General features: G+C 34.2%; 20 protein-coding genes and 1 pseudogene. 9 read left to right on the top strand and 12 right to left on the bottom strand.

Features of this window, described 5'->3' with window-relative positions:
* Nucleotides 1-69: 69 nt before the first annotated feature.
* Both AC1DMU_RS08780 and hmpA read left to right on the top strand, forming a co-directional pair.
* Nucleotides 70-588: a hypothetical protein gene (locus AC1DMU_RS08780; protein WP_000734814.1), complete on the top strand. Its 519-nt coding sequence runs from the start codon at nucleotides 70-72 to the stop codon at nucleotides 586-588.
* 159 nt (nucleotides 589-747) lie between these two features.
* Nucleotides 748-1,956, top strand: coding sequence for an NO-inducible flavohemoprotein (gene hmpA / locus AC1DMU_RS08775; protein ID WP_088062679.1), 1,209 nt, complete (start codon nucleotides 748-750; stop codon nucleotides 1,954-1,956).
* A 31-nt stretch (nucleotides 1,957-1,987) separates the two neighbouring features.
* Here the strand turns inward: hmpA and AC1DMU_RS08770 are convergent, their stop codons facing one another.
* Nucleotides 1,988-2,500, bottom strand: coding sequence for a Crp/Fnr family transcriptional regulator (locus tag AC1DMU_RS08770; protein WP_000600574.1), 513 nt, complete (start codon nucleotides 2,498-2,500; stop codon nucleotides 1,988-1,990).
* A 169-nt stretch (nucleotides 2,501-2,669) separates the two neighbouring features.
* On the opposite strand from AC1DMU_RS08770, the gene AC1DMU_RS08765 reads away from it, so the two are divergent.
* A complete protein-coding gene (locus tag AC1DMU_RS08765) occupies nucleotides 2,670-2,897 on the top strand; it encodes a hypothetical protein (RefSeq protein ID WP_000882907.1) in 228 nt (75 codons plus the stop codon).
* Nucleotides 2,898-3,190: 293 nt separating this feature from the next.
* Here AC1DMU_RS08765 and AC1DMU_RS08760 read toward each other — a convergent pair whose 3' ends face one another.
* From AC1DMU_RS08760 to AC1DMU_RS08750, 3 genes are all read right to left on the bottom strand, one after another.
* Nucleotides 3,191-3,991, bottom strand: coding sequence for a sulfite exporter TauE/SafE family protein (locus tag AC1DMU_RS08760; protein ID WP_000455764.1), 801 nt, complete (start codon nucleotides 3,989-3,991; stop codon nucleotides 3,191-3,193).
* A gap of 117 nt (nucleotides 3,992-4,108) precedes the next feature.
* Nucleotides 4,109-5,107 (bottom strand): inorganic phosphate transporter, encoded by a 999-nt coding sequence (locus tag AC1DMU_RS08755; protein ID WP_048544857.1) that lies wholly within the window; start codon nucleotides 5,105-5,107, stop codon nucleotides 4,109-4,111.
* Nucleotides 5,108-5,118: 11 nt separating this feature from the next.
* Complete coding sequence (locus AC1DMU_RS08750) at nucleotides 5,119-5,739, bottom strand: DUF47 domain-containing protein (RefSeq protein ID WP_000231446.1); 621 nt, start codon at nucleotides 5,737-5,739, stop codon at nucleotides 5,119-5,121.
* Between the two features lie 312 nt (nucleotides 5,740-6,051).
* Here AC1DMU_RS08750 and AC1DMU_RS08745 point away from each other — a divergent pair, with 312 nt between their 5' ends.
* The gene (locus AC1DMU_RS08745) at nucleotides 6,052-8,094 is read left to right on the top strand and encodes a transglycosylase domain-containing protein (protein WP_088062680.1); all 2,043 of its coding nucleotides are present in this window, start codon (nucleotides 6,052-6,054) and stop codon (nucleotides 8,092-8,094) included.
* 126 nt (nucleotides 8,095-8,220) lie between these two features.
* Here AC1DMU_RS08745 and AC1DMU_RS08740 read toward each other — a convergent pair whose 3' ends face one another.
* The 3 genes and pseudogenes from AC1DMU_RS08740 to AC1DMU_RS08730 form a co-directional block, all read right to left on the bottom strand.
* Complete coding sequence (locus AC1DMU_RS08740; RefSeq protein ID WP_088062681.1) at nucleotides 8,221-8,649, bottom strand: hypothetical protein; 429 nt, start codon at nucleotides 8,647-8,649, stop codon at nucleotides 8,221-8,223.
* A gap of 195 nt (nucleotides 8,650-8,844) precedes the next feature.
* Nucleotides 8,845-9,993 (bottom strand): annotated as a pseudogene (locus AC1DMU_RS08735) (Gly-Xaa-Xaa repeat protein); the annotation flags it as partial.
* A gap of 229 nt (nucleotides 9,994-10,222) precedes the next feature.
* Entirely contained in the window at nucleotides 10,223-11,494 is a 1,272-nt protein-coding gene (locus AC1DMU_RS08730; protein ID WP_088062682.1) for an ATP-binding protein, read from the bottom strand.
* Nucleotides 11,495-11,654: 160 nt separating this feature from the next.
* Between AC1DMU_RS08730 and AC1DMU_RS08725 the strand changes: the two genes are divergently transcribed.
* Nucleotides 11,655-12,500, top strand: coding sequence for a DUF72 domain-containing protein (locus AC1DMU_RS08725; protein WP_000897337.1), 846 nt, complete (start codon nucleotides 11,655-11,657; stop codon nucleotides 12,498-12,500).
* A 298-nt stretch (nucleotides 12,501-12,798) separates the two neighbouring features.
* Here the strand turns inward: AC1DMU_RS08725 and AC1DMU_RS08720 are convergent, their stop codons facing one another.
* The 4 genes from AC1DMU_RS08720 to deoD form a co-directional block, all read right to left on the bottom strand.
* Complete coding sequence (locus AC1DMU_RS08720; protein WP_001094861.1) at nucleotides 12,799-12,993, bottom strand: DUF3924 domain-containing protein; 195 nt, start codon at nucleotides 12,991-12,993, stop codon at nucleotides 12,799-12,801.
* Between the two features lie 119 nt (nucleotides 12,994-13,112).
* Nucleotides 13,113-13,643, bottom strand: coding sequence for a tyrosine-type recombinase/integrase (locus tag AC1DMU_RS08715; RefSeq protein ID WP_000806231.1), 531 nt, complete (start codon nucleotides 13,641-13,643; stop codon nucleotides 13,113-13,115).
* 107 nt (nucleotides 13,644-13,750) lie between these two features.
* Complete coding sequence (locus AC1DMU_RS08710; RefSeq protein ID WP_088062683.1) at nucleotides 13,751-15,562, bottom strand: sensor histidine kinase; 1,812 nt, start codon at nucleotides 15,560-15,562, stop codon at nucleotides 13,751-13,753.
* Between the two features lie 156 nt (nucleotides 15,563-15,718).
* The gene (gene deoD / locus AC1DMU_RS08705) at nucleotides 15,719-16,426 is read right to left on the bottom strand and encodes a purine-nucleoside phosphorylase (RefSeq protein WP_000110707.1); all 708 of its coding nucleotides are present in this window, start codon (nucleotides 16,424-16,426) and stop codon (nucleotides 15,719-15,721) included.
* Between the two features lie 175 nt (nucleotides 16,427-16,601).
* On the opposite strand from deoD, the gene AC1DMU_RS08700 reads away from it, so the two are divergent.
* On the top strand, nucleotides 16,602-17,390 hold the full coding sequence (locus tag AC1DMU_RS08700) for a hypothetical protein (protein ID WP_141499058.1): 789 nt from the start codon (nucleotides 16,602-16,604) through the stop codon (nucleotides 17,388-17,390).
* Nucleotides 17,391-17,394: 4 nt separating this feature from the next.
* Here the strand turns inward: AC1DMU_RS08700 and mprF are convergent, their stop codons facing one another.
* Nucleotides 17,395-19,980, bottom strand: a complete 2,586-nt coding sequence (gene mprF / locus AC1DMU_RS08695) for a bifunctional lysylphosphatidylglycerol flippase/synthetase MprF (protein ID WP_048541887.1) — start codon at nucleotides 19,978-19,980, stop codon at nucleotides 17,395-17,397.
* A gap of 186 nt (nucleotides 19,981-20,166) precedes the next feature.
* Between mprF and AC1DMU_RS08690 the strand changes: the two genes are divergently transcribed.
* The 3 genes from AC1DMU_RS08690 to AC1DMU_RS08680 all read left to right on the top strand — a co-directional run bounded on the left by AC1DMU_RS08690 (nucleotide 20,167) and on the right by AC1DMU_RS08680 (nucleotide 22,090).
* Entirely contained in the window at nucleotides 20,167-20,556 is a 390-nt protein-coding gene (locus AC1DMU_RS08690; protein WP_000583791.1) for a hypothetical protein, read from the top strand.
* 22 nt (nucleotides 20,557-20,578) lie between these two features.
* A complete protein-coding gene (locus AC1DMU_RS08685; protein WP_000067570.1) occupies nucleotides 20,579-21,070 on the top strand; it encodes a YpuI family protein in 492 nt (163 codons plus the stop codon).
* Between the two features lie 105 nt (nucleotides 21,071-21,175).
* Nucleotides 21,176-22,090 (top strand): superoxide dismutase, encoded by a 915-nt coding sequence (locus tag AC1DMU_RS08680; protein ID WP_000082674.1) that lies wholly within the window; start codon nucleotides 21,176-21,178, stop codon nucleotides 22,088-22,090.
* Nucleotides 22,091-22,096 lie beyond the last annotated feature (6 nt).

The following is a 22,096-nucleotide window of genomic DNA, read 5'->3' as shown; positions in this document are numbered from 1 at the left end:
TTTCTACGAGAGAATGTTACAAGTATAGTCATACTTTGTAATATCTTTAGTAGAGAAGGAGTTCTGTATATGAAGAAATTGTTAATTGTATTCGGGATTATTATCGTAATGATCATTGCGAGCTATAGTCTTATGAAATTGCTATTACATTATGCGAATAAGCCTGCTGAGGTAAGTACAATAGCTCAAATAGAAGATGTGCAAGAGGAGACAAAAGTGCTAGATTTTATTCGTATGACGCATGAAAGTTATAATAATTTCTTAAATTACGGTAAAGCAGAGAATTATACAGAAGGAGACTGGAACCAATTTAAACAATGGTTTCAACAACAAGAATCGTCTTTAAAAAATATACATACAGAAATAAAGAATGAAAAAATAAAACGTGATGTAAATAGAAGCTATGAAATTGTAAAAAAAGGTGTGGAACTTCAAAATATTGAGTATGTAGTTTATGCACATCGTGTATACCATGACTTAGATATTATTGTAAATAAATATAGAGGTGAAACGAACATCTGGGGGTATACAGAGTTTGGAGATGGAAAAGATATAAGGGTAATTGAACAAGCTATACAGTCCAAATAATAAGCTAGCTAGAATTCTAGTTGGCTTATTTTCTTTTGTAAGTGCAATGTTCATATATTATTCACAAAAACACCGTGTTAATAGTGATTAAAATCACAATATGTACTATACAATTCAGTTAAACTAAAAACAGTTAAGGAAATAGAGGAGTGGGATACAATGTTAAGTGCAAAAACAATTGAAATCGTAAAGTCAACAGTACCATTATTACAAGAAAAAGGCGTTGAAATTACAACGAGATTTTATCAAATTTTATTTTCGGAACATCCGGAGTTATTGAATATTTTCAACCATACAAATCAGAAAAAGGGAAGACAACAACAAGCGCTAGCGAATGCTGTTTATGCAGCTGCAACGTATATTGATAATTTAGAAGCTATTATTCCAGTTGTAAAACAAATTGGTCATAAGCATAGAAGTTTAGGTATTAAAGCAGAGCATTACCCGATTGTAGGTACATGTTTACTACGTGCAATTAAAGAGGTCGCAGGTGCACCTGATGAAGTTTTAAATGCATGGGGAGAAGCTTATGGTGTCATTGCTGATGCATTCATTAGCATTGAAGCAGAGATGTATGAAGAAGCGGCACATAAAGAAGGTGGATGGAAAGATTTCCGTAACTTTGTGGTTGTTAAAAAAGTGAAGGAAAGCGACGTTATTACATCATTTTATTTAAAACCTGAAGATGGTGGACAAGTTTCTTCATTCATCCCAGGACAATATGTAACGATTCAAATAAATATAGAAGGTGAAACGTATACACATAATCGTCAATATAGTTTATCAGATGCTCCTGGAAAAGAATATTATCGTATTAGTGTAAAGAAAGAAAAAGGTGTAGATACACCGGACGGTAAAGTATCTAACTACTTACACGATCATGTAGAAGAAGGGGATATGTTACCAGTAAGTGCACCAGCAGGAGATTTCGTATTAAATATGGATTCAACATTACCAGTTGTGCTAATTAGTGGTGGAGTAGGTATTACACCAATGATGAGTATGCTAAATACGTTAATTGAACAAAACTCAAAACGTAATGTATGTTTTGTTCATGCAGCGATAAATAGTAATACACATGCAATGAAAGAACACGTTGAGACAGTAGATAATGAATACGAACAAGTTAAAGCATACACTTGCTATTCTGCACCAACTGAAAAAGATATGGAAATGAAGAACTTTGATAAAGAAGGTTTCATTGAAGCTGAATGGTTACAAACTATTATTCCGACAACTGAAGCAGAATTTTATTTCTGTGGTCCCGTACCATTTATGAAGCATATAAATGCTGCACTAACTAATTTAGGTGTGGAACAAGAGCATATTCATTATGAATTTTTCGGTCCAGCAGCAAGCTTACAATAGATGAAGTTTGAAATAAATAAAAAACGAGGTATTATTTTACCTCGTTTTTTATTTGTTCTCGTAACAGCCGATTTACCGTTTCACGGCGTATACCTATGAGTTGACCGATTTCAGTTTGTGTTAATATTTCATATATAGGAATGTCACCTAAATATAGTGTGAACCATTCTTGTAAACGATGTAGACGTTCTTTCGGAGAGACGGTTGTCAATTGATCGATACGCTGTTGCATCATTCTTAATTTTGATTGTAGTTGCATAGCAATATTTGCATATGATGCAGGATTTGCCTGAAGTTGATCGTACCATTCATTACTAATTATAGGTTCAACTTCTGTTTTCATTAAAGCGATTGCTGTACCGTGATATTCCTTCGGTGAAATTAAAGAATGGTGAGGTATCGTTTCACCTGGAACGATAATGTTGAATAGAAATGGTGTTCCATCTTCTTCTATCCGTACTACTTTTAATAAACCTGTTTTTATAAAATATAAAGGACCGTCCTCGCCTTGACGGAATAGTACATCTCCTTTGTGTAGAATCAATGTTAGCCCCCCATTTAAACATTTCTATTTCTTCTATTTTAGCGTATATGTATAAAGACAATATGCTTTTAAATAGCAATTTCATTGACGAAATATATGCTATTACAGTAGTATACTATTTAGTGTGTAATAGTACTAGCAATGAATACGCTGTAGGGGGTTTAGTATATTGTTAGATGCGATAAAAATGACGGATATGAGAATTCCGGCGAATGCTATCATTCATGTAGAAGAGATGAAAGGTGGAGTCGTGTTATCCGTTGAAGTAGACGGCCAAATTATTTATACGATGGCTTATGATGAAGAAACAGATAGTTATGCTGAATTATATGATCGAAACGATAAGAGGGCGTGCCAAGTACATGAGGATTTTATGGGATGGTCACTTCTTCACTAAAAAAGATGTCAATATGACATCTTTTTTTATTAAAACGATAGAATATACAAAGAAATGAAATATAAGGATAAAATTTGTAATAAATGATTTTGCATTGTTAGCACTTTGTAACTGCAAGTGAATTATTTTTTCGCTATCATAAAGATAACAGTCGCAGTTATAGGAGTGGTCAACTTGAAGAAAGTACATATTTCCAATTATATGTTATTATGTGTTTGTTTAATTTTATTTGTTCTCTTAGGAGGATTTTTATATTCATGTGTATAAGAAAAACGCATTCTAAAAAGAACGCGTTATAAAAAAGAAGTAATGATTAATCTAGTTCCAAGAATGATTAATGTGATACGTAATAAATTAATTACGGCATTACCACTTAATTTTGTATTAATATAAGCCCCGATTTTCCCGCCAATCCATGCACCAGGAATAAGAATTAATGCGTAAACCCAGCTGACATTTCCAAGGGAGATGTGAGTTGCAGAACTTACAATTGCTGATAAAAAAACGATAAACATCGAAGTTGCTACAGCAATATGTGCTGGGAATGCAAAAAGTAGCATCATTGCTGGAACAAGTAAGGCACCGCCGCCAATTCCAAATAATCCAGATATAAAACCAACTATAAAGGCGATAAAGATAGCGAGAAGCGGTGGAAATTGATAGTGTACAGTGTTTCCTTCGTTATCTGTAAAAGAACGCTTAATTACCGTCATATTTGATAAAGAAAGGGGGTTTAATTTGTCTCGTAACATAAGAAGGATGGAGACAAAAATAAGGAAAATCCCAAAATATAAAGAAAATGTATCTTGGTTTAAAAATTTGTTTGCCCACGAGCCGATGATACCACCAGGGCCACTCCCGATAAATAAAATAAGTCCACTTTTGTAATCTACTCGTTTATGCTTCATATAAGTAAGGGTGGAAGATAGTCCTGTAAAAACGACTGTTACCATTGAAGTTCCTACTGCAAGTTGTGGTGATAGACTGTGTAATCCGATTAATAACGGAACAATAATAATTCCGCCACCAAGCCCGACTAGACTCCCGACTGTCCCGGCGATTAACCCGATGAAAAGTAACATGATGTATTCCAAAATTTCCAACTCCTCTATATAACTTATCCACCAATTATTATACACGCTTTTTAATAAGAAAAAGGTTTGTTCACAAAAAAGTCGTCTTCCTAGAAAAATAAGGAAGACGACTTTTAATTAAAAGATTAAGTGTAATAAAGCGTAAAATAATGCAGCTAACGAAGCTGAAATAGGAAGTGTAATAACCCATGTAATTAACATACGTTTTGCAGTTCCCCATTTTACACCTTTCACACGATGTGAAGCACCAACCCCTAAAATAGAAGAAGAGATAACGTGCGTTGTACTAACCGGTAAGTGAATGAATGTTGCGCCGAAAATAACAAGTGATGATGATAAATCAGCAGCTACACCATTTACAGGACGAATTTTCATAATTTGTCCACCGACAGTTTTAATAATTTTCCATCCGCCAACAGAAGTACCAAGACCCATTGCGATTGCACAACATAATTGTACCCAGAACGGGATGTCGTCAGAAGTATGATAGTTATTGGCCATAAGAGCCATCGTAATGATTCCCATTGCTTTTTGTGCATCATTCGTACCATGTGTATAAGCTTGTAATGCTGCAGTGAAAATCTGGAATAAACGGAAGTTTTTGTTCGTTTTCGTTAAATTAAAGTTTTTAAAGACCACTTTAAAAATACTGTATACGATATAACCAATAACAAAAGCGATAATCGGTGAAATGATTAAAGCTTCAAGAATTTTTATGAACCCTTTAAGATTTAATGAGCTAATACCGGCAGCAGCGATAGCTGCACCTGCGATTGAGCCGATAATTGCATGCGAAGAACTACTTGGAATACCGTAGTACCAAGTAATTAAATTCCAAGCTATTGCCGCAAGCAAAGCAGCTAAAATTACAAGAGAACCATTTTGCAAGGCAAATGGATCAACGATATCTTTTGTAATCGTTTTTGCTACACCTGTAAATGTCATCGCACCTAAAAAGTTCATAATAGCTGCCATAATAATTGCATGTCTAGGCTTTAGAGCTTTCGTTGAAACAGCCGTTGCAATAGCGTTTGCTGTATCGTGAAATCCATTGATAAAGTCAAAAGCTAAAGCGCAAATGACTACTAAAACGGTCAGTATCAAGAGTGTATCCATGATCAAACTCCTTACGCGTTCTTCATAATAATTGTTTCTAATACGTTTGCAACGCTTTGGCAGCTATCCGCTACTTCTTCAAGCTCTTCGTAAATCTCTTTGTATTGAATAATCTTAATCGGATCTTTCTCACGAGAGAATAAGTGCTTAATTGCATGACGGCGAATATCATCACATTGTGATTCGTAATCCTTAATCTTAATCGCGTTCGTACGAATGTCGACTAACTTCTTTTTAGACAGTAGTTCAACAGAATTTGCAATCTCAATCGCACATTGATTAATTGCTTCAACGAATTTAATCATGTATTCATCAGCTTCTGTAATAGAATACATTTCGAATAGACCAGCACTATGATCTAATCCGTCTAATACATCATCCATACTCATTGCAAGTTGTAGGATGTCCTCACGTTCAATTGGAGTAATAAACGCTTTGTTTAGCTCCATAATGATTTCGTGAATAAATGAGTCACCTTTTGACTCATACTCTTTCATGCGCATAGAAAACTCTTTTAAATCGCTAGCATTTTTAATTTTATACTCCACGAAAAACTGCGCGCCTTCTTTTAAATTTTCTGAAACATTCATTAACATTTCAGAAAATTTATCTTTTTTTGATTTAAATACCATTATTAGTTACCCCCACAAAAGTAATATATGTAAAATATATTGGCTAATCAATTCTAACAAAAAACTGTCGTTTTTTAAAACATTTTATCGAAAAGTTTACAAAAACTTAACATAACTCTCATTGTTGTATTAATAATATTAATAATCAATAGTGAATATCTTACTTGTAGAATGTCCTTTTCTTGCAAAAAGTATGAATGTGAAAGAAAAGCTTTACACTATAGGAACGACTACGTTATTATAATAAATTTAAAAGGAGGTATATTCTTCCTTTTGAAAAGAAGAGTGTAAACAAACGAAGGAAGTGAACGAATGAAATTGAAGAACACTCACTTAAAAAAAATGCAGGAGTGGTTCAACAAGAGGAAGAAACTTCGTAATTCATTAATTGTATTAGGGAGTTTACTCGCTACTCTATTTGTTGCTATAAATATAATAATTTCCATTCAAGACATATCTGAATTAAAACAAGCTGTTCCGCAACCGACCTTAATTTATGATGCAAATAATGAAGTTGCGACTAAATTAGCTTCTTCTAAAACAGAAGGTGTTAAAAGGAAAGATATTCCTGACATTATGGTTCAGGCAATTGTTGCAGTAGAAGATAAGGAGTTTTTTAACCATCACGGTATTTACTATAGTGGAATTATAAGTGCAGTTTTTAAAAATATTACAGCAGGAGAAGTTGTAGCAGGGGGAAGTACAATTACACAACAACTTGCGAAAAATGTATTTCTGACACAAGACCGCACATACTCTCGAAAAATAAAGGAATATTTTTTAACAAAAAAAATAGAGCGTACGTATACGAAAGATGAAATTATTGAAATGTATATGAACCAAATTTATTTTGGCGAAGGTGCTTGGGGTATAAAAAGGGCAGCTAAATCTTATTTTGATAAAGATGTAAAAGATTTAACGGTTTCAGAGGCTGCAACGATTGCTGGCTTGATTAAAGCACCGTCTGCATATTCACCATATAAAAACTTTAATAAGTCAATCGAACGACGTAATGTTGTATTAAGTTTAATGAAAGAGCAAGGATATATTTCTGACGAACAGTATAATAAAGAAAAAGAGAGCGGTCTTGTGTTAAAACGTGGTGTGGATGATAAATACAAAGGGAAATACTCTCAATATGTAGATTATATTGTTAGGGAAGCTATGGACAAGTACGAATTAACACAAAATGAAATTTTAGCAGGTGGTTATCGTATTTACACAGAGCTTGATCCGAAAAAACAACAGGCTGTAGAAGACGTTGTGAATAATGAGAGTTATTTCAAAGATAATGGCTCAGACCAGCTTATGCAAACGGGTGTAGTTCTTATGAATCCAAAAACAGGTGGTGTACCAGCTTTAGTTGGAGGTAGAGGACCGTATCAGTTTTTACAGTTTAACCATGCAACCCAATTAAAAAGACAACCTGGCTCAACGTTAAAGCCTCTGGCTGTATATGTACCAGCTTTAGAGCAAGGGTATGAAGTATACGATATATTAAAAGATGAACCATTTAATATTAAAGAATATAAACCGCAAAATAGTGATCACACTTTTCACGGTGATGTGACAATGTATGAAGCCGTGGCAAAGTCGTACAATGTTTCGGCTGTTTGGCTATTGGAACAAATTGGATTGGATAAAGGATTGAAATCTTTAGAGCGATTTGGTATTCCATTAGTGCCAGAAGATCGTACGTATCCAATTGCTTTAGGCGGGATGCATGTTGGGACCTCTCCATTTGTAATGGCTCAAGCATACAGTACATTTGCAAATGACGGTGTCCAAGTGGAAGCTCATGCGATTAGAGAGATACAAAATGCTGAAGGTGAAACAATTGGAAAGTGGTATAAGAAAGAGACACGAGTGACGAGCGAGAAAATTGCTCAAAAGATGACATATTTATTAAAAGGTGTTGTCGAAAAGGGAACGGGCGAAAAGGCGAAAGTTAATAATGTTGATACGGCCGGTAAGACAGGAACTACTCAAATTGTAAATGGACCAAGCACCGGTGCAAAGGATTCATGGTTTGTTGGATACACACCAGATTTAGTAGGTGCGATTTGGGTAGGATTTGATAAAACAGATAGCGATCATTATGTTCCAGGGGGGAGTCAAATTACGACGACAATGTTCCGGGATATTATGAAAAAAGCGAATGCCAATCCAGCTCAAAAAGCATTCCAGTTATCGCTCATATCTGAGGCTGATTATAAAAAACAATTGAATACAATAGAAGAGGAAAAACGAAGAAAAGAAGAAGAGAAGAGAAGGAAAGAAGAGGAACAGCAAAGAAAAAAAGAGCAACAAGAGTGGCTCGACAAAGTGAAAGAATGGATTCCTTCACTTTGGTAAAAGAAAGAGGCGAATAACGAAATTCGCCTCTTTTTCGTATGAGAAATTAAGTGAACTTTTAATCGGTGGGAGGAGCTGTATCTATCCCTACGAGTTGTTAGCCCATATTAATTGGGATAAATAGTATTACTCGTTAAGTGTAACATTTGTACTGCCAAAGGATTGAGAATCGTATGTGATGATTATTTTTCCTTTACTAATAGGTTCGTAAGGTAATTCTTCTTCGTAATTACCATTATTTTCATTATGGATAGAAAGCGTGATTTCATCAATTTCTTTATTTGTATACTGAACTTTAATCGTTTCAGCAATTTGAAGTAACGCTTCGGAACTAGCAGCTTTCGTAATAAGCATTCCTTTTATAACTTTTTTTTCATTATTTGAGGCATTGGAATAAGGGATGTTGCTTTGTTTTGCATACAAAAGTTTGTATGGAACAGTTTTTCTCTCTGCTTTTGATATAGTGGAATATTTTAGAGTTAAAAAAAATCCTACACATAAAATAATGCATACCATAAGAGCAACCCAAATGCGTATTAGTGACATAACTCTCATTTTCATCCCTCTTTCATATCTTTGACTTCACTATTTATCATACAAAATGAGGATTAAGACAGAGTAAATTTGAGGTAAAGAAACGTAAAGAAGGAGCACTTATCCTCCCAAATAAGTGCTCCTTTCTATATAAAGAGAGATTTAATGCACGGTTAAACGATACATATTATTATAAATATACTTATTGATTGAAAATTAGTAAATTCGGAATACGGATAGTGTTGCAGTTGTATCGCCTGTGTTAGGAATAGAAATAGTGTTTGCTGTAGGCTGTACAGCAATCGTTGTACCAGCTTGTAAAGTAACGATTGTAGAGAAAGAAACAGCACTACCGATAACGTTAGTTGAGAAGTTACGATTAGGTGGTTGGCCATTGAATGAAATACCGAATCCGAATGGTGAAGATCCTGGGAAAGTTGTAGACGCTGAGAAACTAATATCATATACGCCTGTTTCTAAAATTGTTAAAGTATCTGAAGTATCGTTGAAAGAGATATTAGTTAATTCAAAAACTTGATTGAATTGGATGTTTGTTCCAGGGGATATAGTTTGTGGATTTGAGTTTCCGATAGCTGCGATAGTTACAGGAATTGGAGTACCCGCTGCTCCTGTTGCGCCAGTAGCACCTGTTGCGCCAGCTGGTCCTTGAGCACCAGCCGGTCCTTGAGCGCCAGTAGCACCTGTTGCGCCAGCTGGTCCTTGAGCACCAGTAGCACCTGTTGCGCCAGCTGGTCCTTGAGCACCAGTAGCACCAGCCGGTCCTTGAGCACCAGTAGCACCTGTTGCGCCAGCTGGTCCTTGAGCACCAGTAGCACCTGTTGCGCCAGCCGGTCCTTGGGCACCAGTAGCACCTTGAGCACCAGCCGGTCCTTGAGGTCCAGTAGCACCTGTTGCTCCTCCTCCAAGGCAACCTGACCCGTATTGAACTAGGATAGTTTGGATCTCTGTTATGAGTTTAACTAGTTTGTCGATAGTGCAGCAATCTACTTTGAATAACTTAGCGATATACAATAAATAATTAAGCAAGCTTTGTAGCTCAACGTACAATGCTCCGCATGAGAAAGGTTTTGTTTTTAAAATAGTTAATAGATTAGCGATAATAGAATTTCCAATTTGTTTTTGTGCTGGAGATAAATCTAAGCAATTGAGGAATTTTTGTAGGTTATTTAGGGCAGCAATCAAGTTATCGATATTATTTTGAGAAGGGTTTTGAAAGACAGCTTGAATAGCTTGGCCAAGAGCTTGAAGAAGTCTAACGAATTCTGTAAGTTCGGACTTAGAGATGTTAATATAACTACAAGCTCTGACTTCGCAACCATCATTACCATAAAATACTTTTCCTTTCTTTCATAGAATCAATAGTCGTTACTATATATTAAAATGAAATTTATACTAAATTCGTGATGGACAAACTACCATTTCTAAAAAAAATAAGAAATTGGCCCTCTTAGCAAAAATAAGTAAGATAAAGAGAAGGTTTATATAATGTAAAGACGAAAAATTCAGCATAAAAAACTGCATGCTAATTGTTGTAGGTATTTAACAATTGGCATGCAGTTTGTGGAGGAGTACCTCATTTGTAGTCATTTAATCTTTCAAGGGTTGTTTTAGGTAAAATTGGAATTGAAATAGTGAAAGTTGTACCATCTTGATTACTGGTCATTTTTAATGTACCGTTATGATTTTGAATAATTTTCTTCGTTACTGACAAGCCCAGTCCTGTGCCCGAATCTTTTGTTGAGAAGAATGGATCAAAGATATACTCTTGAATGGCTGTTGGAATACCAATTCCATTATCAGTGAAAGTAATACGAACAAAATTATCTAGGCGATAACTAGTAATTTGGATAGAAAGTTTTTTTTCACCTTGAGCATCGACAGCATTCTGAAATAGGTTTAAAAAAACTTGTACAAGTTCATGACGATCAATATGGACTAATACATCATCTAATTCGGTAGAAAAATTATAATCAATTGAAATATTATGTAAAAAGACTTCACTAGCTAGTAACTGTTGAATATACTCACGTAAAAATGTATTAATAGGAAACGGTTCTCTTGTAAATTCGCGTGTTTTTGAAATAGCTAAAAATTTTGTAATAATACTATTTGCGCGGTCTAATTCAGGAATAAGTAAGTTTTCAAATAATTCTTTATTAGATGGAGAAACAGTTTCTTGTAAAAATTGTAAATAACCTCGTACGGTTGTAAGAGGATTACGTACTTCATGTGCAATCCCAGCTGCAATTCGCCCTGCTAAAGAAAATTTCTCTGCATCACGTTCTGTGTTTAAATAATGAAAGACACTAATAACTCTAAAAATCTCTCCGTTATAATCACGAATAATTCGGTTATTTAAAATGCCATAGTTTTTGTCTAAAACTTCTTCATTATATATTTCTGTTCCCGTTCTTAATGTTTCAAGAGCTTTAATTTTTTCTTCTGGCAATTGTAGTAATTGTTGAATTGGCTTTCCGATTATATCATTTCGTACTACACCAAAATCATCTGCTGCAGCTTGGTTACATAAAGTGATATTTCCTTTAGCATCAACAAAGGTTACATGATGTGAAAAAGCATCAAAAATATGAATGAAGTATGTTTCAAGTTGCTCAAATAAAAATAATGAATCGCAAGTAAGTTGAAAATCAGCCTCTTTATTCTCTTTTTTTATGTTTTGAATGGAATGAGTCGTTCTCGTTTTCTTTATTTGTAAACCAATATGTGGATTTTTGTATGTGAAATGATTTGGTAATTGATTCACAAGTTCTTCATAAAAACGTACTTTATTTTCTAATTCTTCTATTCGTTTTTCATGAGATACAATATCATCGTTTGGAAGCATAAATAAATAACCCCTCAATTTAAAAATTCTTCCATCTAGTATATCATATTTTTATACGGATACTCTTAAAGAAGGGGCTACTTAATAAAATTGATTAGCTGAAGTGTTCGGGAAGTGAGTAGAATGAATAGAAGGTGAAGTTAAAAAGGGAGGGATATATTTGCTTTTCATTGGAGTGACAGGGTGGGGAGATCATGATTCTTTATATATAGATCCCTATGAAAATAGAAATAAATTACGAACATATAGTGAGTATTTTCCTATAGTGGAAGTGGATAGTTCATTTTATGCGATGCAACCTGCACGAAACTATACAAAATGGGCAATGGAAACACCGAAAGATTTTGCTTTTATAGTAAAAGCATATCAAGGAATGACAGGACATATGAAAGGTGAAATCCCTTTTTCTACGTTTGATGAGATGTTTGATGTGTACAAACAATCTATTCTGCCTTTAATAGAAGCTGATAAATTAAAAATGATTTTATTTCAATATCCACCATGGTTTGATTGTAAAAAGAAAAATGTGGATTTTCTTCGATATACGAAAGAAAAAATGGAAGGTTTACCGTGTGCCATAGAATTTCGAAATCAAACATGGTTTTATCCCGAAATGAAAGATAAGACGATACAGTTTCTAGAACATGAGAAATGGATTCATACCATTTGTGATGAGCCGCAGGCCGGGATAGGTTCGGTACCGCTCGTATTAGAAGTAACGAATGCAGAGATGGTGTTAATACGTTTTCATGGTAGGAATGTTCATGGGTGGCTTGATAAAGGGGAAAATTGGAGAGCGGTTCGTTGCTTATATCGCTACAACAATAAAGAATTAGAAGAATGGGTAGAAAGACTAGAGCAATTAAAAAAGAAGACAAAGGACATATATGTACTATTTAACAATAATTCGGGCGGAGATGCAGCGGATAATGCGAAACAGCTTATGAAAATGATGAACATTACATATGGTGAGCCGAAGCCTGAGCAATTAAATTTGTTTGAATGATAATAAACAAGAAAGGCACTGTACAAACAGGGGGAATGTACAGTGCCTTTCTATATGAAAAAGAGGGGTAACAATGTTACTGAGCGTTTGGTTGATTCATCAATTGTTGGCTTCGTAATAAATGATAATGGTTATCATTATCATTGTCAATAGTTTTCCGAAAAATAAATAAAAAACTTTTTATGAGACATTACCGGGTAGGAAGATTCCTGATAAAAGGTTTGGCTGAAGCAAAGAAGTTTTTCGGGGGAGAATGCTAGTAAACTCCTAATAAAGTATCAAAAAAAAAGAACAGCAATTAATGCTGTTCTTTTCCAGTGACGAATTGTTGTAAATCAAAAGGAGTTATCGCTTGGATAAACTCTTTTGAGATAAGTGTTTGAACAAGAGTACTTTCAGAAATGGAAGCACCTGTTTTCTTTTCATAAGCTTGTTTTAATAAATCAAGTTTTTCAGCCGTTTCTTTCGGTAATTCAATTGTTAATGTGTTCATAATTTCTCCCCCTTACTATTAGAGTACCACTACAATATAGGAGAGACAAGAAAAGAGAATGTGAAACATAAAAAAGGTTACCATTTATAAATGGTAACTTTTTTTATGTATAAGAGTTATTAAGCAATACCGATATACTTTAAAGTTTTTGATGGAGTACTATGATCAAAGAAGTGTTGTAAAAATGCGATATCAACACCTGATTTGTATGCACAATATCCCCAAGTTTTTCGAAGTGTATGTGAGCTAATCCCTTCTAATCCAACTTCTTTTGCAGCTTTGTTTAAAATGTACCATGCATGTTGTCTCGTAATAGATTTCGTTCCTTTTTGAGACTTTAATAATGGTTCATTACGTTTCCAAGTTTTACGTTCTTTCATGTAGTCTTCGATCGCGTGCTGCAAGTCTTCATTTACAGCAAACCATTTATGTTTCTTTACTTTTTCATTGTAAAATAAAATGGAATGGCGAACATTTTCATGTTCATCGATTACATCACTAACTTTTAATTGTAAGATTTCACTTACTTTTAAGCCAGAATTTACAGCTAATACGAATAATAAGCCATCACGTTTCGAAGATTGTAAAAGTATATTTTTGATAGTTTCTAATTGTTTTTCATTTTGAATAGGTTGTCCTGCTTGTTTCATTTCACGCACTCTCCTCTTTTATGTGTGTAAAGGAAAGGATTAACTTGTTTCCTACTATAAAGGGAGAGTGTGAATTTCATGTGAACTCCTAGTGAAATTAAGACAAATTATTTGACTTCTTTTATTTTTTGTAAATTAAAGTAGAATACAACACTATTAGTCGTGTTATATACACCGTACTCGGCATGGTGGAGGTCTAAAATGTTTTTTACAATAGATAACCCGAGACCGGTACCTCCAGTATGACGGCTACGAGATGCATCTAAACGGTAGAAACGATCCCAAATTTTTTCAAGACTTTCTTCAGGGATAGGGTTTCCTGTGTTTTCGATTTCGACTTTTACTATATCTTCCAGTTCTATAACGGAGACGTGTATTTTTTCTCCATCTGGCGTATAGCGAATTGCATTGCTAAGTAAGTTCACAACGACTTGCTCAATACGACTACGATTCGCTTTAACGAATATAGAAGAGTCTACATCTACGTTCACTTGTAAATGCTTTTCCTCCATGCTAAATAATAACTTTGTATAGACTTGTTGAATTAATTCACCGATTGAGAATGTCGTCATATCTAGTTTGTACGTACCAGATTCTAGTTTTGCTAATTCTAACATTTCAACAATAAGTCTGTTCATGTTTTCTGTTTCTTCTAAAATAACATCTGTGTAATACGTCGTATCTTTACTAACGCCATCTTTAATTCCTTCTGCGAAACTTCTAATTACACTAAGTGGTGTTTTTAATTCGTGTGATACACCAGAAATGAATTCTTTTCGCGTTTTCTCTAATTGACGTTCACGTTCAATATCTTGTTGTAATTTTGTATTGGCAACATTTAATCGATCGATTCGGTCTTTTAAGTTTACAGATAACGTATTAATACTACCGGAAAGCCCGCCAATTTCATCGTCTGCTGTCACAGGTAATTTTTCACTAAAATCAAAATTGGCCATTTTTTTTGTAACGCGATTCATTTTAATTAATGGTTTCACAATGATTTTTGAGTAGTAGAAGGATAATAAAATAATTACGAGAAATACGATGATTAAGGCATAGACATAATAATCCTTTAAAACGAGCATCGCTTCATTAACAGGTTGTAAAGATGCTATCGCAAAAGCGTACTCTGTAATTTTTCCATTTTCCACAATAGGTTTTACAAAGATACTATTTTTTATATTCTCTCCACCATCTATTATATAAGTGTTTAATTGGTGTGAGTTAGCAGTGCCATTTCTAATAATCTCTGCAAAATATTGAACGGCTTGTAATGTTTCAAAATCATTTGCAAGACGAACATCCGCTTTGGATGGAAGCTGTAACTTAGATACGATACCAGTAAACTCAATTTGAGTCACAGTTTTGGATCGGCTTGTAAGTCTATTTTTAGCAGGGTTTCCATTAATGGATTGAAAATCTGAGTTGACATTTTCGTTTTGCCATCGATTATAGTTTGTTGTCAATTCTAGTGGTGTTATGGTGGAATCTTGTACAAAACCGACGACGTTTATCATCCCATCTTTTTTCAATCCTAAGTTTTCGAATTTATTATATTCTTCTGGCGTTAAAACATTATTGAGTGGAATGGAATATGCTTTATTATTTTTAGGATTAATTACATCAATGTAGAAATTATTGTCACTTTTAATAATGCCGTTCGTATTTAAAAACTGCATTTCAGCATTTGTTTTATCATGAAATTCTTGTTTTAGTTTTCGAATTTCCTCATAAGTTTTACCACTTTCTTCGTAAGTATTTACGAACTTCTCAAAAGCAGTTTGAACTGTTTTTACTTTTTTATTAATGTAAAATTTCTCTAAAAATAGAGATTGTCCTAAGAAAAAAAGGAGGAATATGATTGTAAATAATGTTGATGTTAATAAAAATAGTTTAAAGACGATACTTCTGTTTTTCACTGCGTCACCTCTTGTGAGAAATACTGTAAATGATTTCTTTATTATAACAAACGTTACAAAAAAGTAGAGGAGAAAATCTGTCTCTTCCGAAAGTAGTTTTTAGTAAAAAGTCACATAAAAAGAACTCGACAGACGTATGACGAGTTCTTTAATGTATTATTGTTGAATTGCTGCATCTAAAGCGATTTCAATCATTTCGTTAAATGTAGTTTGACGCTCTTCAGATGTTGTTTCTTCACCAGTGAAAATGTGATCGCTTACTGTTAATACAGATAACGCGTTTACACCGTATTTCGCTGCTAATGTGTAAAGAGCAGTTGTTTCCATTTCTACTGCTAGTACACCATAATCTCCAAGTTTTTTAACCATGTCCATGCTTTCGCGGTAAAATACATCTGCTGTTAAAACATTACCAACACGAACGTGTAAGCCTTTTTCAGTTCCAGCATCGTAAGCTTTCTTTAAAAGGTCAAAGTTTGCAGCTGGTGCAAAATCAAAACCTGGGAATGTTAAACGGTTCATATTAGAATCCGTACAAGCTGTCATTGCAATAATAACGTCACGTACTTTTACGTCTTTTTGAATCGCACCGCAAGTTCCAACGCGAATTAAATTTTTAACTCCGTAGCTTTGGATTAATTCGTTTACATAAATAGAAATAGAAGGAACACCCATACCTGTACCTTGAACAGATACGCGTTTTCCTTTATAAGTTCCAGTGAAACCTAACATACCACGCACGTTATTATAGCAAGTAACGTCCTCTAGAAATGTTTCAGCGATATATTTTGCACGTAATGGATCACCAGGTAATAGAATAGATTCAGCAATTTCGCCTTGTTTTGCTTCAATATGTACACTCATGAAAAGTCCTCCTTATAATGTATTGATAGAAATCAATATCATTTGCATTATACACTATCAATCCTTTCAATTAAAATCTTTTAATTATTTGTAATATGTGCAAAGCAGGAGGATTTCATAAATCATAATCTAGAATATATATGTAAGAAGTTTTGTATAAACAGAGACAATAAAAATGGTAGGTGATATTTTGAAAAATCTTGTCATTGGACTTGTTGCTTTACTATTTATTGTAGTAGGCGGATTTTACATAAAAAAGTATCAGGAAACTACAGAGACTGTAGGTGATGTTCAGGAAGTAAAATGGGATGTGTCAAATGGAAAAGGAAATGAGAAAGTAAATATTTTGTTTCAATTACTAAATAATAAAAATAACGAAGTTCGTGGTGTGAATGATCAAATTCGGGCAGTTATTGTAGACGGACAATTAAAACATGTACAACAAATGAAACCTACATTTGCAGGGAATGGATCATATAAGGTATCTTCCAACATAGCGAAAGATGAAAGGTATACAATATTTTTATATGAAGACAAAAACAAGTCTGTGAAATCATTTGCGAAGAAAGATTTTGGGAGAGAAATAGAGGAGAAAAATAAGAAAAAAGTAAAATTTCCAATCGATAGTGTGCTTACAAAAAAAATAGGGGAGTATGAAGTTTCTCTATTATTTGGTGCATTGCATCCGAATGAACCAGCGACGTTAACATTTCAATTCCAAGCGAAAAAGGGTGAGAAATTGAAATTACATTCAGAGAGAGGAGAAGTGGAAGCGCTCTATATCGTGGACGAAACGAGAGAAAACTTTTTATACGCAATACCTGTTGATACAGATGAGCAATTACAATACCGTATTACATTTCCTATAGAAGGAACGTATAAAATATGGGGAGATTTCTATATAAATGGTAAGAAATATGAAAAAGAATTTATTGTACAAGTTCAAAAAAGAAAAAACAGCTAAATGTTTAGCTGTTTTTTCTTTTTCCTATTAATTTTGTTACAGAGAGCATTGTAATTGGTAAAGAATGATTCTTTCTAAATGCTAAATATTTACCGCTCCATGCTGGTTTATATTTTTCTTTAAAATGACGTAGCCCGCTGAAGCTATACGTATAACGAACATTATTAAAGATGGCAGCAGCAACTCGTTCGGACCAAAAAGATTGTGTCGATAAACCTACATTTGAAAGTGGTGCCATACCAATATTAAAGGAGTGGTATTCATTTTCTTTTGCCCACTGGAATAGGTGGATGAAAATTGCATCCATAATGCCGCTAGGTGCATCTGGATAATAGCGCATTAAATCAACAGACAATGATCCGTCTTGATATACGGGCATAAAGGTTGTAAATGCAATGATTTTTCCATCAGCATCACATAATGTAGCGATAGGTGCTCGGCTAATATATTCACGATCAAAGTATCCGAGTGAAAAACCTTTCTCTTTTTTTCCGCCGAGCCACGCATCTGAAACTTTTCTTAACTCTTCAAATAATTCGTTTGAGAATGGTGGCTGATGAATAGAGAATGTATAGCCTTCTCGTTCGAAACGGTTGAAAGTCGCTCGCATACCGGCTCGTTTTTTTCCTGTTATTGTAAATGTGTTCAAATCAACGACAGCTTCTTCACCAAGTTTAAAGAAGTTGTAACCAAAATCATGATATAAACTCATCCATTTACTTTCTATTTGGTAGAATACACAAATGTATCCAAATCGATCAGCCTCAGCTAAAAACTCTTGTAACACAGTACGGTAGGAGGAAGGATCCCCAATTGGATCACCTAGCACAACGAGACGTTTTCCAGTTATAGAGAAGAGAAGGAGCGCTTTCCCATCACTACTGAAGAAAAATTGTTTATCTCCTAAAAATCCTAAATGACTAAGTACATTACCATCATGTTCATCTAAAAAGTTTTGCAACCTTTTATCATTAGCTGGTTGCCCGGGAAATTCATTTCGATAACGATTGGCAATGAGTGAGCCAATCAGTAAAAATGTAGGAACGAAAAAGGCAGCTGCTAATGCACTTCGTTTCACTTGTGTAATATTACGAACGACAAAATCAGGTTTAAAAGCTTCTTTTGCACCTGCAAATAAAATACCTAAGTTTTTATATAAATATAAAGTTATGAGTAAGAATATAAAAACTTTTACCATATCAGAAAGTGAGACTTCCATTTTCTCGCGTACAAATCTTTTACGAAGCATATATAATACAGCGAGTACGATTAATAAAATAAACGTCTCTTCAATATCAATCCCTTTTAGCGTATTAAAGATGGCTGCTCCGATTAAAGAAATAATCGTCATATAGTAAGAACGCTTTGTTCCATAATATATCCCTCGCGAAAGGATCAGGAGGAGAATACCAAATGTTAGTGATAAGCTAAAAGAAAATTGAATAAGATGTTTTGGAGCTAGAATATGTAAGGCATGTGCCCTGTTTATACTTGTCGGTAGAATGGTCGATAAAATAACCATTAATCCAGCAAATACTGTTAAAGCAGCAGAGGCCCATGAACCTAGTTTTCCTAGAAAATCACGCTGCAAAGTCCATATAACACCAGTTGTTTCTAATGCAGGCGCAATAAAAGGTTTATCTTCAAACTTTTTAATGGCCACGCCTGTCATTTCAAAAGCTGCAAAAATAAGACCAAGGCAGAAAGGTAAAATGTAATAGACGAGGCGATATAATAACATAGCAGGTAGTAATACGCCTGTATCAATGCCGTATTGTCCGAGCCCAGTTAAAAAGACAAGATCAAATGAACCAAGTCCACCAGGAACGAGACTAACAACACCAGCTAAAGCAGCAATTACATACACACCTAAAAACTTTTGAAATTCGATATCGATACCAAATAATATTAGTATGACGTACATAACAATACCGGCAGATACCCACTCAACTAATGAAACTAATGAGTATAAAACAGTTGGATTTTTTTCTTCTTCCCCTTCTTCTTGCCCTTCGGTTTGCTTTGGTTTTCTATTTTTTAGTTTAGAAAAGCCAATGTATATAGGGACGAAAAGGGCGAAGAAAATAAGAACAGGCCATAGCCACGGTTTTTCATGCAAAATAAAACTTGTGTCTAATATTCCAATAAGACCGAGGAAAGAAAGAATTGCGAGTCCGTTAATAAAAGCAGTTGTCATCCAGGCGATACTTTTAATAAGTTTGCCATTTTCTTTTATGTATGGACGATAAAGCATTGTGCGTACACCAGCTCCAACGAGACCACCAAACCCAATAAATCCATTTAAAGTATTAGCAATCCATGAGATACGAAAAATCTTTTGGACTGGTATATCAGCTTTTAAATAACGAAGCATAACATAGTCATAAAAGAACATTGTTGATACGGCAAATGCACCAAGTGTAATTGCTAAAAAGACTCCTCCGGTTGGAATGTTTTTAATTGTATTGATTGCTTCTAAAAAAGAAATGCCTGCTAATTCTTTTTTTGCTTGAAAGAATACAATTGTTAATACAACAAATGGGAAGATAATTTTCCCGATTTGTAAGAAACGTTTCCATGAAAACGACATAAATACAACTCTCCTTGTATAAGAAAACTGAGACAATAATATTATTATGACAAACTTCAAGAAAAATAAAAAGGTAAATTCCTGTATAGAGAAGCTATTTTTTATATGGGTCATATTTAAAAGAGTATTTCGTTTGTCAGAAAATTAAGTTAAAATGAATTGAAAGAAGGAAGAGAGGGGAAGTAGATGATTATAATAGGTTATGCGGGATATGAGTTAGAGAAAGCGAAACCTAATACATCAGAAGATTTCTTTAATAGATCTGAAGTGACATATATATTAAATAATAAAGAGAGAACTTTTTCCGTTTTATACGTTCGATATTTTGAAGAAGTTTTACAAGAAATTACTCCTTTTGAAGGAAATCCAGTATGTAAAGTAGAAGAACAAGACATATATTTACGGGATATTGTAGCGATATGTTGTTTACTGAAAGAGAATGAGCATCGCATGCAAAAACGTTTATATTTAAATAATATAGAAGCATTCCAACAATATTTTGATGAGGAAACAGTGGTGAAAGTACAAGAAATATTAGCTGAATTACATAAAAATAAAAGAGTAGAAATAGCGTGAAATGGCAAAGGAGAGGGAAAAAATGTCTAATCTAATGGTTGAAAATCAAACAGAACAAGTTTCTATGTTTTTAGAAGATGTTATTACTTTGATAACCAATTATGTAAATTATCATACGTTGCCTTCTTTATTAGAAGAAAAACCAGCAGGGAACGAGCAATATTATAAAGGGTTATTAGCATCAATAAGACGTCTTCTCGTTTTTTGTGAAGAAGGACATGATGCATGTTTTGTTTTGTTAAATAGCCAGCCATTTCGAAAAACAGCAGCTGAGAAAATTTTATATAAAATTTATCATCAAGTAATTGCAGAGTTTTTCTCACCAAAGAGTGATCATTGGTATGAAAATAGTCGGTCTGCCTATACAGGGAAAAACTCCATCGTTTTTCAACAAACGCCACCAGCATCTATAGAGCAAGTGATGAAGAGTTTAGAAGGAAAATTTCAATTGATGCGTGAAGAACTAGAATATTATGAGACGGATTACCAAACAAAGATGTTACACAAATATTAATTGCGAAAAAGAAGCTAAGGAGACTTAGCTTCTTTTCCTTTTGTAAAGTTATATAAGGGATTTCCTTTGAATATATTTATGGGGATAGCATTAAGGAGGTGTAACATGAGTCAGCAAGGTGTATTTACAGATTACTTTCATGAAGTAGAAAGCTGGTGTGAAAGTGTTCTTCACGTATTAGATAGCCGTGCAATGGAAGTGTATGATGTCCATATGCTTGCTTATAAAATTCAAACGTTATTAGATCGTATGAAAGAGCATGAGTATGATACAGATGCAGAGTTTATGTATGAAATAAGTGATGATGTAGAACATATTCAGCATCATTTGCAGGAAGTATTCGTGCAAGGAGAAGAGGAATATGAACTATATGAAAGAGGGGATAGTGAACGAGCTGTTCCGATTGGAGGGCATACACTTCCACCATTACCTTATCCGTATAATGCGTTAGAACCGTATATTTCTAGAGAAATTATGATGTTACACCATGATAAACATCATCGCAGTTACGTGGAAGGGTTAAATAAGGCAGAGAAAATGATGGAAGAAGCGAGAAAAACAAATCAATTTGATTTAATTAAGCATTGGGAAAGAGAAGCGGCTTTTCATGGATCAGGTCATTACTTACACACGATATTTTGGAATAACATGAAAAAAGATGGTGGCGGAAGTCCAAGAGGGGCTCTTTCACAACAGATTGAACAAGATTTTGGGAGTTTTTTACGTTTTCAAAAACATTTCACAGAAGCAGCTTCTAAAGTGGAAGGATCAGGCTGGGCGCTTCTCGTTTGGGTACCACGATCTGGAAGATTAGAAATTTTGCAGAGTACACTTCATCAATTATTTACACAATGGGATACGATACCGCTCCTCGTGCTAGACGTGTGGGAACATGCGTATTATTTACAATACCAAAATCGAAAAGATGAATATATTAAAAACTGGTGGAATGTTGTAAATTGGCCTGATGTAGAAAAAAGATTTGAAAGTGCGAAACAAATTGAATGGACACCGTATTAGACGCAG

The sequence above is a fragment of the Bacillus sp. 01N45 genome, assembly GCF_056399205.1.
Note: the sequence above shows the minus strand (reverse complement) of the source record. Positions and strands in the feature narration are given on the sequence as shown.

Excerpts from the sequence above, each read along its gene's own strand:
- AC1DMU_RS08780 (WP_000734814.1), top strand. The coding sequence starts at position 70 with ATGAAGAAATTGTTAATTGTATTCGGGATTATTATCGTAATGATCATT.
- hmpA (WP_088062679.1), top strand. The coding sequence starts at position 748 with ATGTTAAGTGCAAAAACAATTGAAATCGTAAAGTCAACAGTACCATTA.
- AC1DMU_RS08755 (WP_048544857.1), bottom strand. The coding sequence starts at position 5,107 with ATGGATACACTCTTGATACTGACCGTTTTAGTAGTCATTTGCGCTTTA.
- AC1DMU_RS08750 (WP_000231446.1), bottom strand. The coding sequence starts at position 5,739 with ATGGTATTTAAATCAAAAAAAGATAAATTTTCTGAAATGTTAATGAAT.
- AC1DMU_RS08745 (WP_088062680.1), top strand. The coding sequence starts at position 6,052 with ATGAAATTGAAGAACACTCACTTAAAAAAAATGCAGGAGTGGTTCAAC.
- AC1DMU_RS08740 (WP_088062681.1), bottom strand. The coding sequence starts at position 8,649 with ATGAGAGTTATGTCACTAATACGCATTTGGGTTGCTCTTATGGTATGC.
- AC1DMU_RS08730 (WP_088062682.1), bottom strand. The coding sequence starts at position 11,494 with ATGCTTCCAAACGATGATATTGTATCTCATGAAAAACGAATAGAAGAA.
- AC1DMU_RS08720 (WP_001094861.1), bottom strand. The coding sequence starts at position 12,993 with ATGAACACATTAACAATTGAATTACCGAAAGAAACGGCTGAAAAACTT.
- AC1DMU_RS08715 (WP_000806231.1), bottom strand. The coding sequence starts at position 13,643 with ATGAAACAAGCAGGACAACCTATTCAAAATGAAAAACAATTAGAAACT.
- deoD (WP_000110707.1), bottom strand. The coding sequence starts at position 16,426 with ATGAGTGTACATATTGAAGCAAAACAAGGCGAAATTGCTGAATCTATT.
- AC1DMU_RS08700 (WP_141499058.1), top strand. The coding sequence starts at position 16,602 with ATGGTAGGTGATATTTTGAAAAATCTTGTCATTGGACTTGTTGCTTTA.
- mprF (WP_048541887.1), bottom strand. The coding sequence starts at position 19,980 with ATGTCGTTTTCATGGAAACGTTTCTTACAAATCGGGAAAATTATCTTC.
- AC1DMU_RS08690 (WP_000583791.1), top strand. The coding sequence starts at position 20,167 with ATGATTATAATAGGTTATGCGGGATATGAGTTAGAGAAAGCGAAACCT.
- AC1DMU_RS08685 (WP_000067570.1), top strand. The coding sequence starts at position 20,579 with ATGTCTAATCTAATGGTTGAAAATCAAACAGAACAAGTTTCTATGTTT.
- AC1DMU_RS08680 (WP_000082674.1), top strand. The coding sequence starts at position 21,176 with ATGAGTCAGCAAGGTGTATTTACAGATTACTTTCATGAAGTAGAAAGC.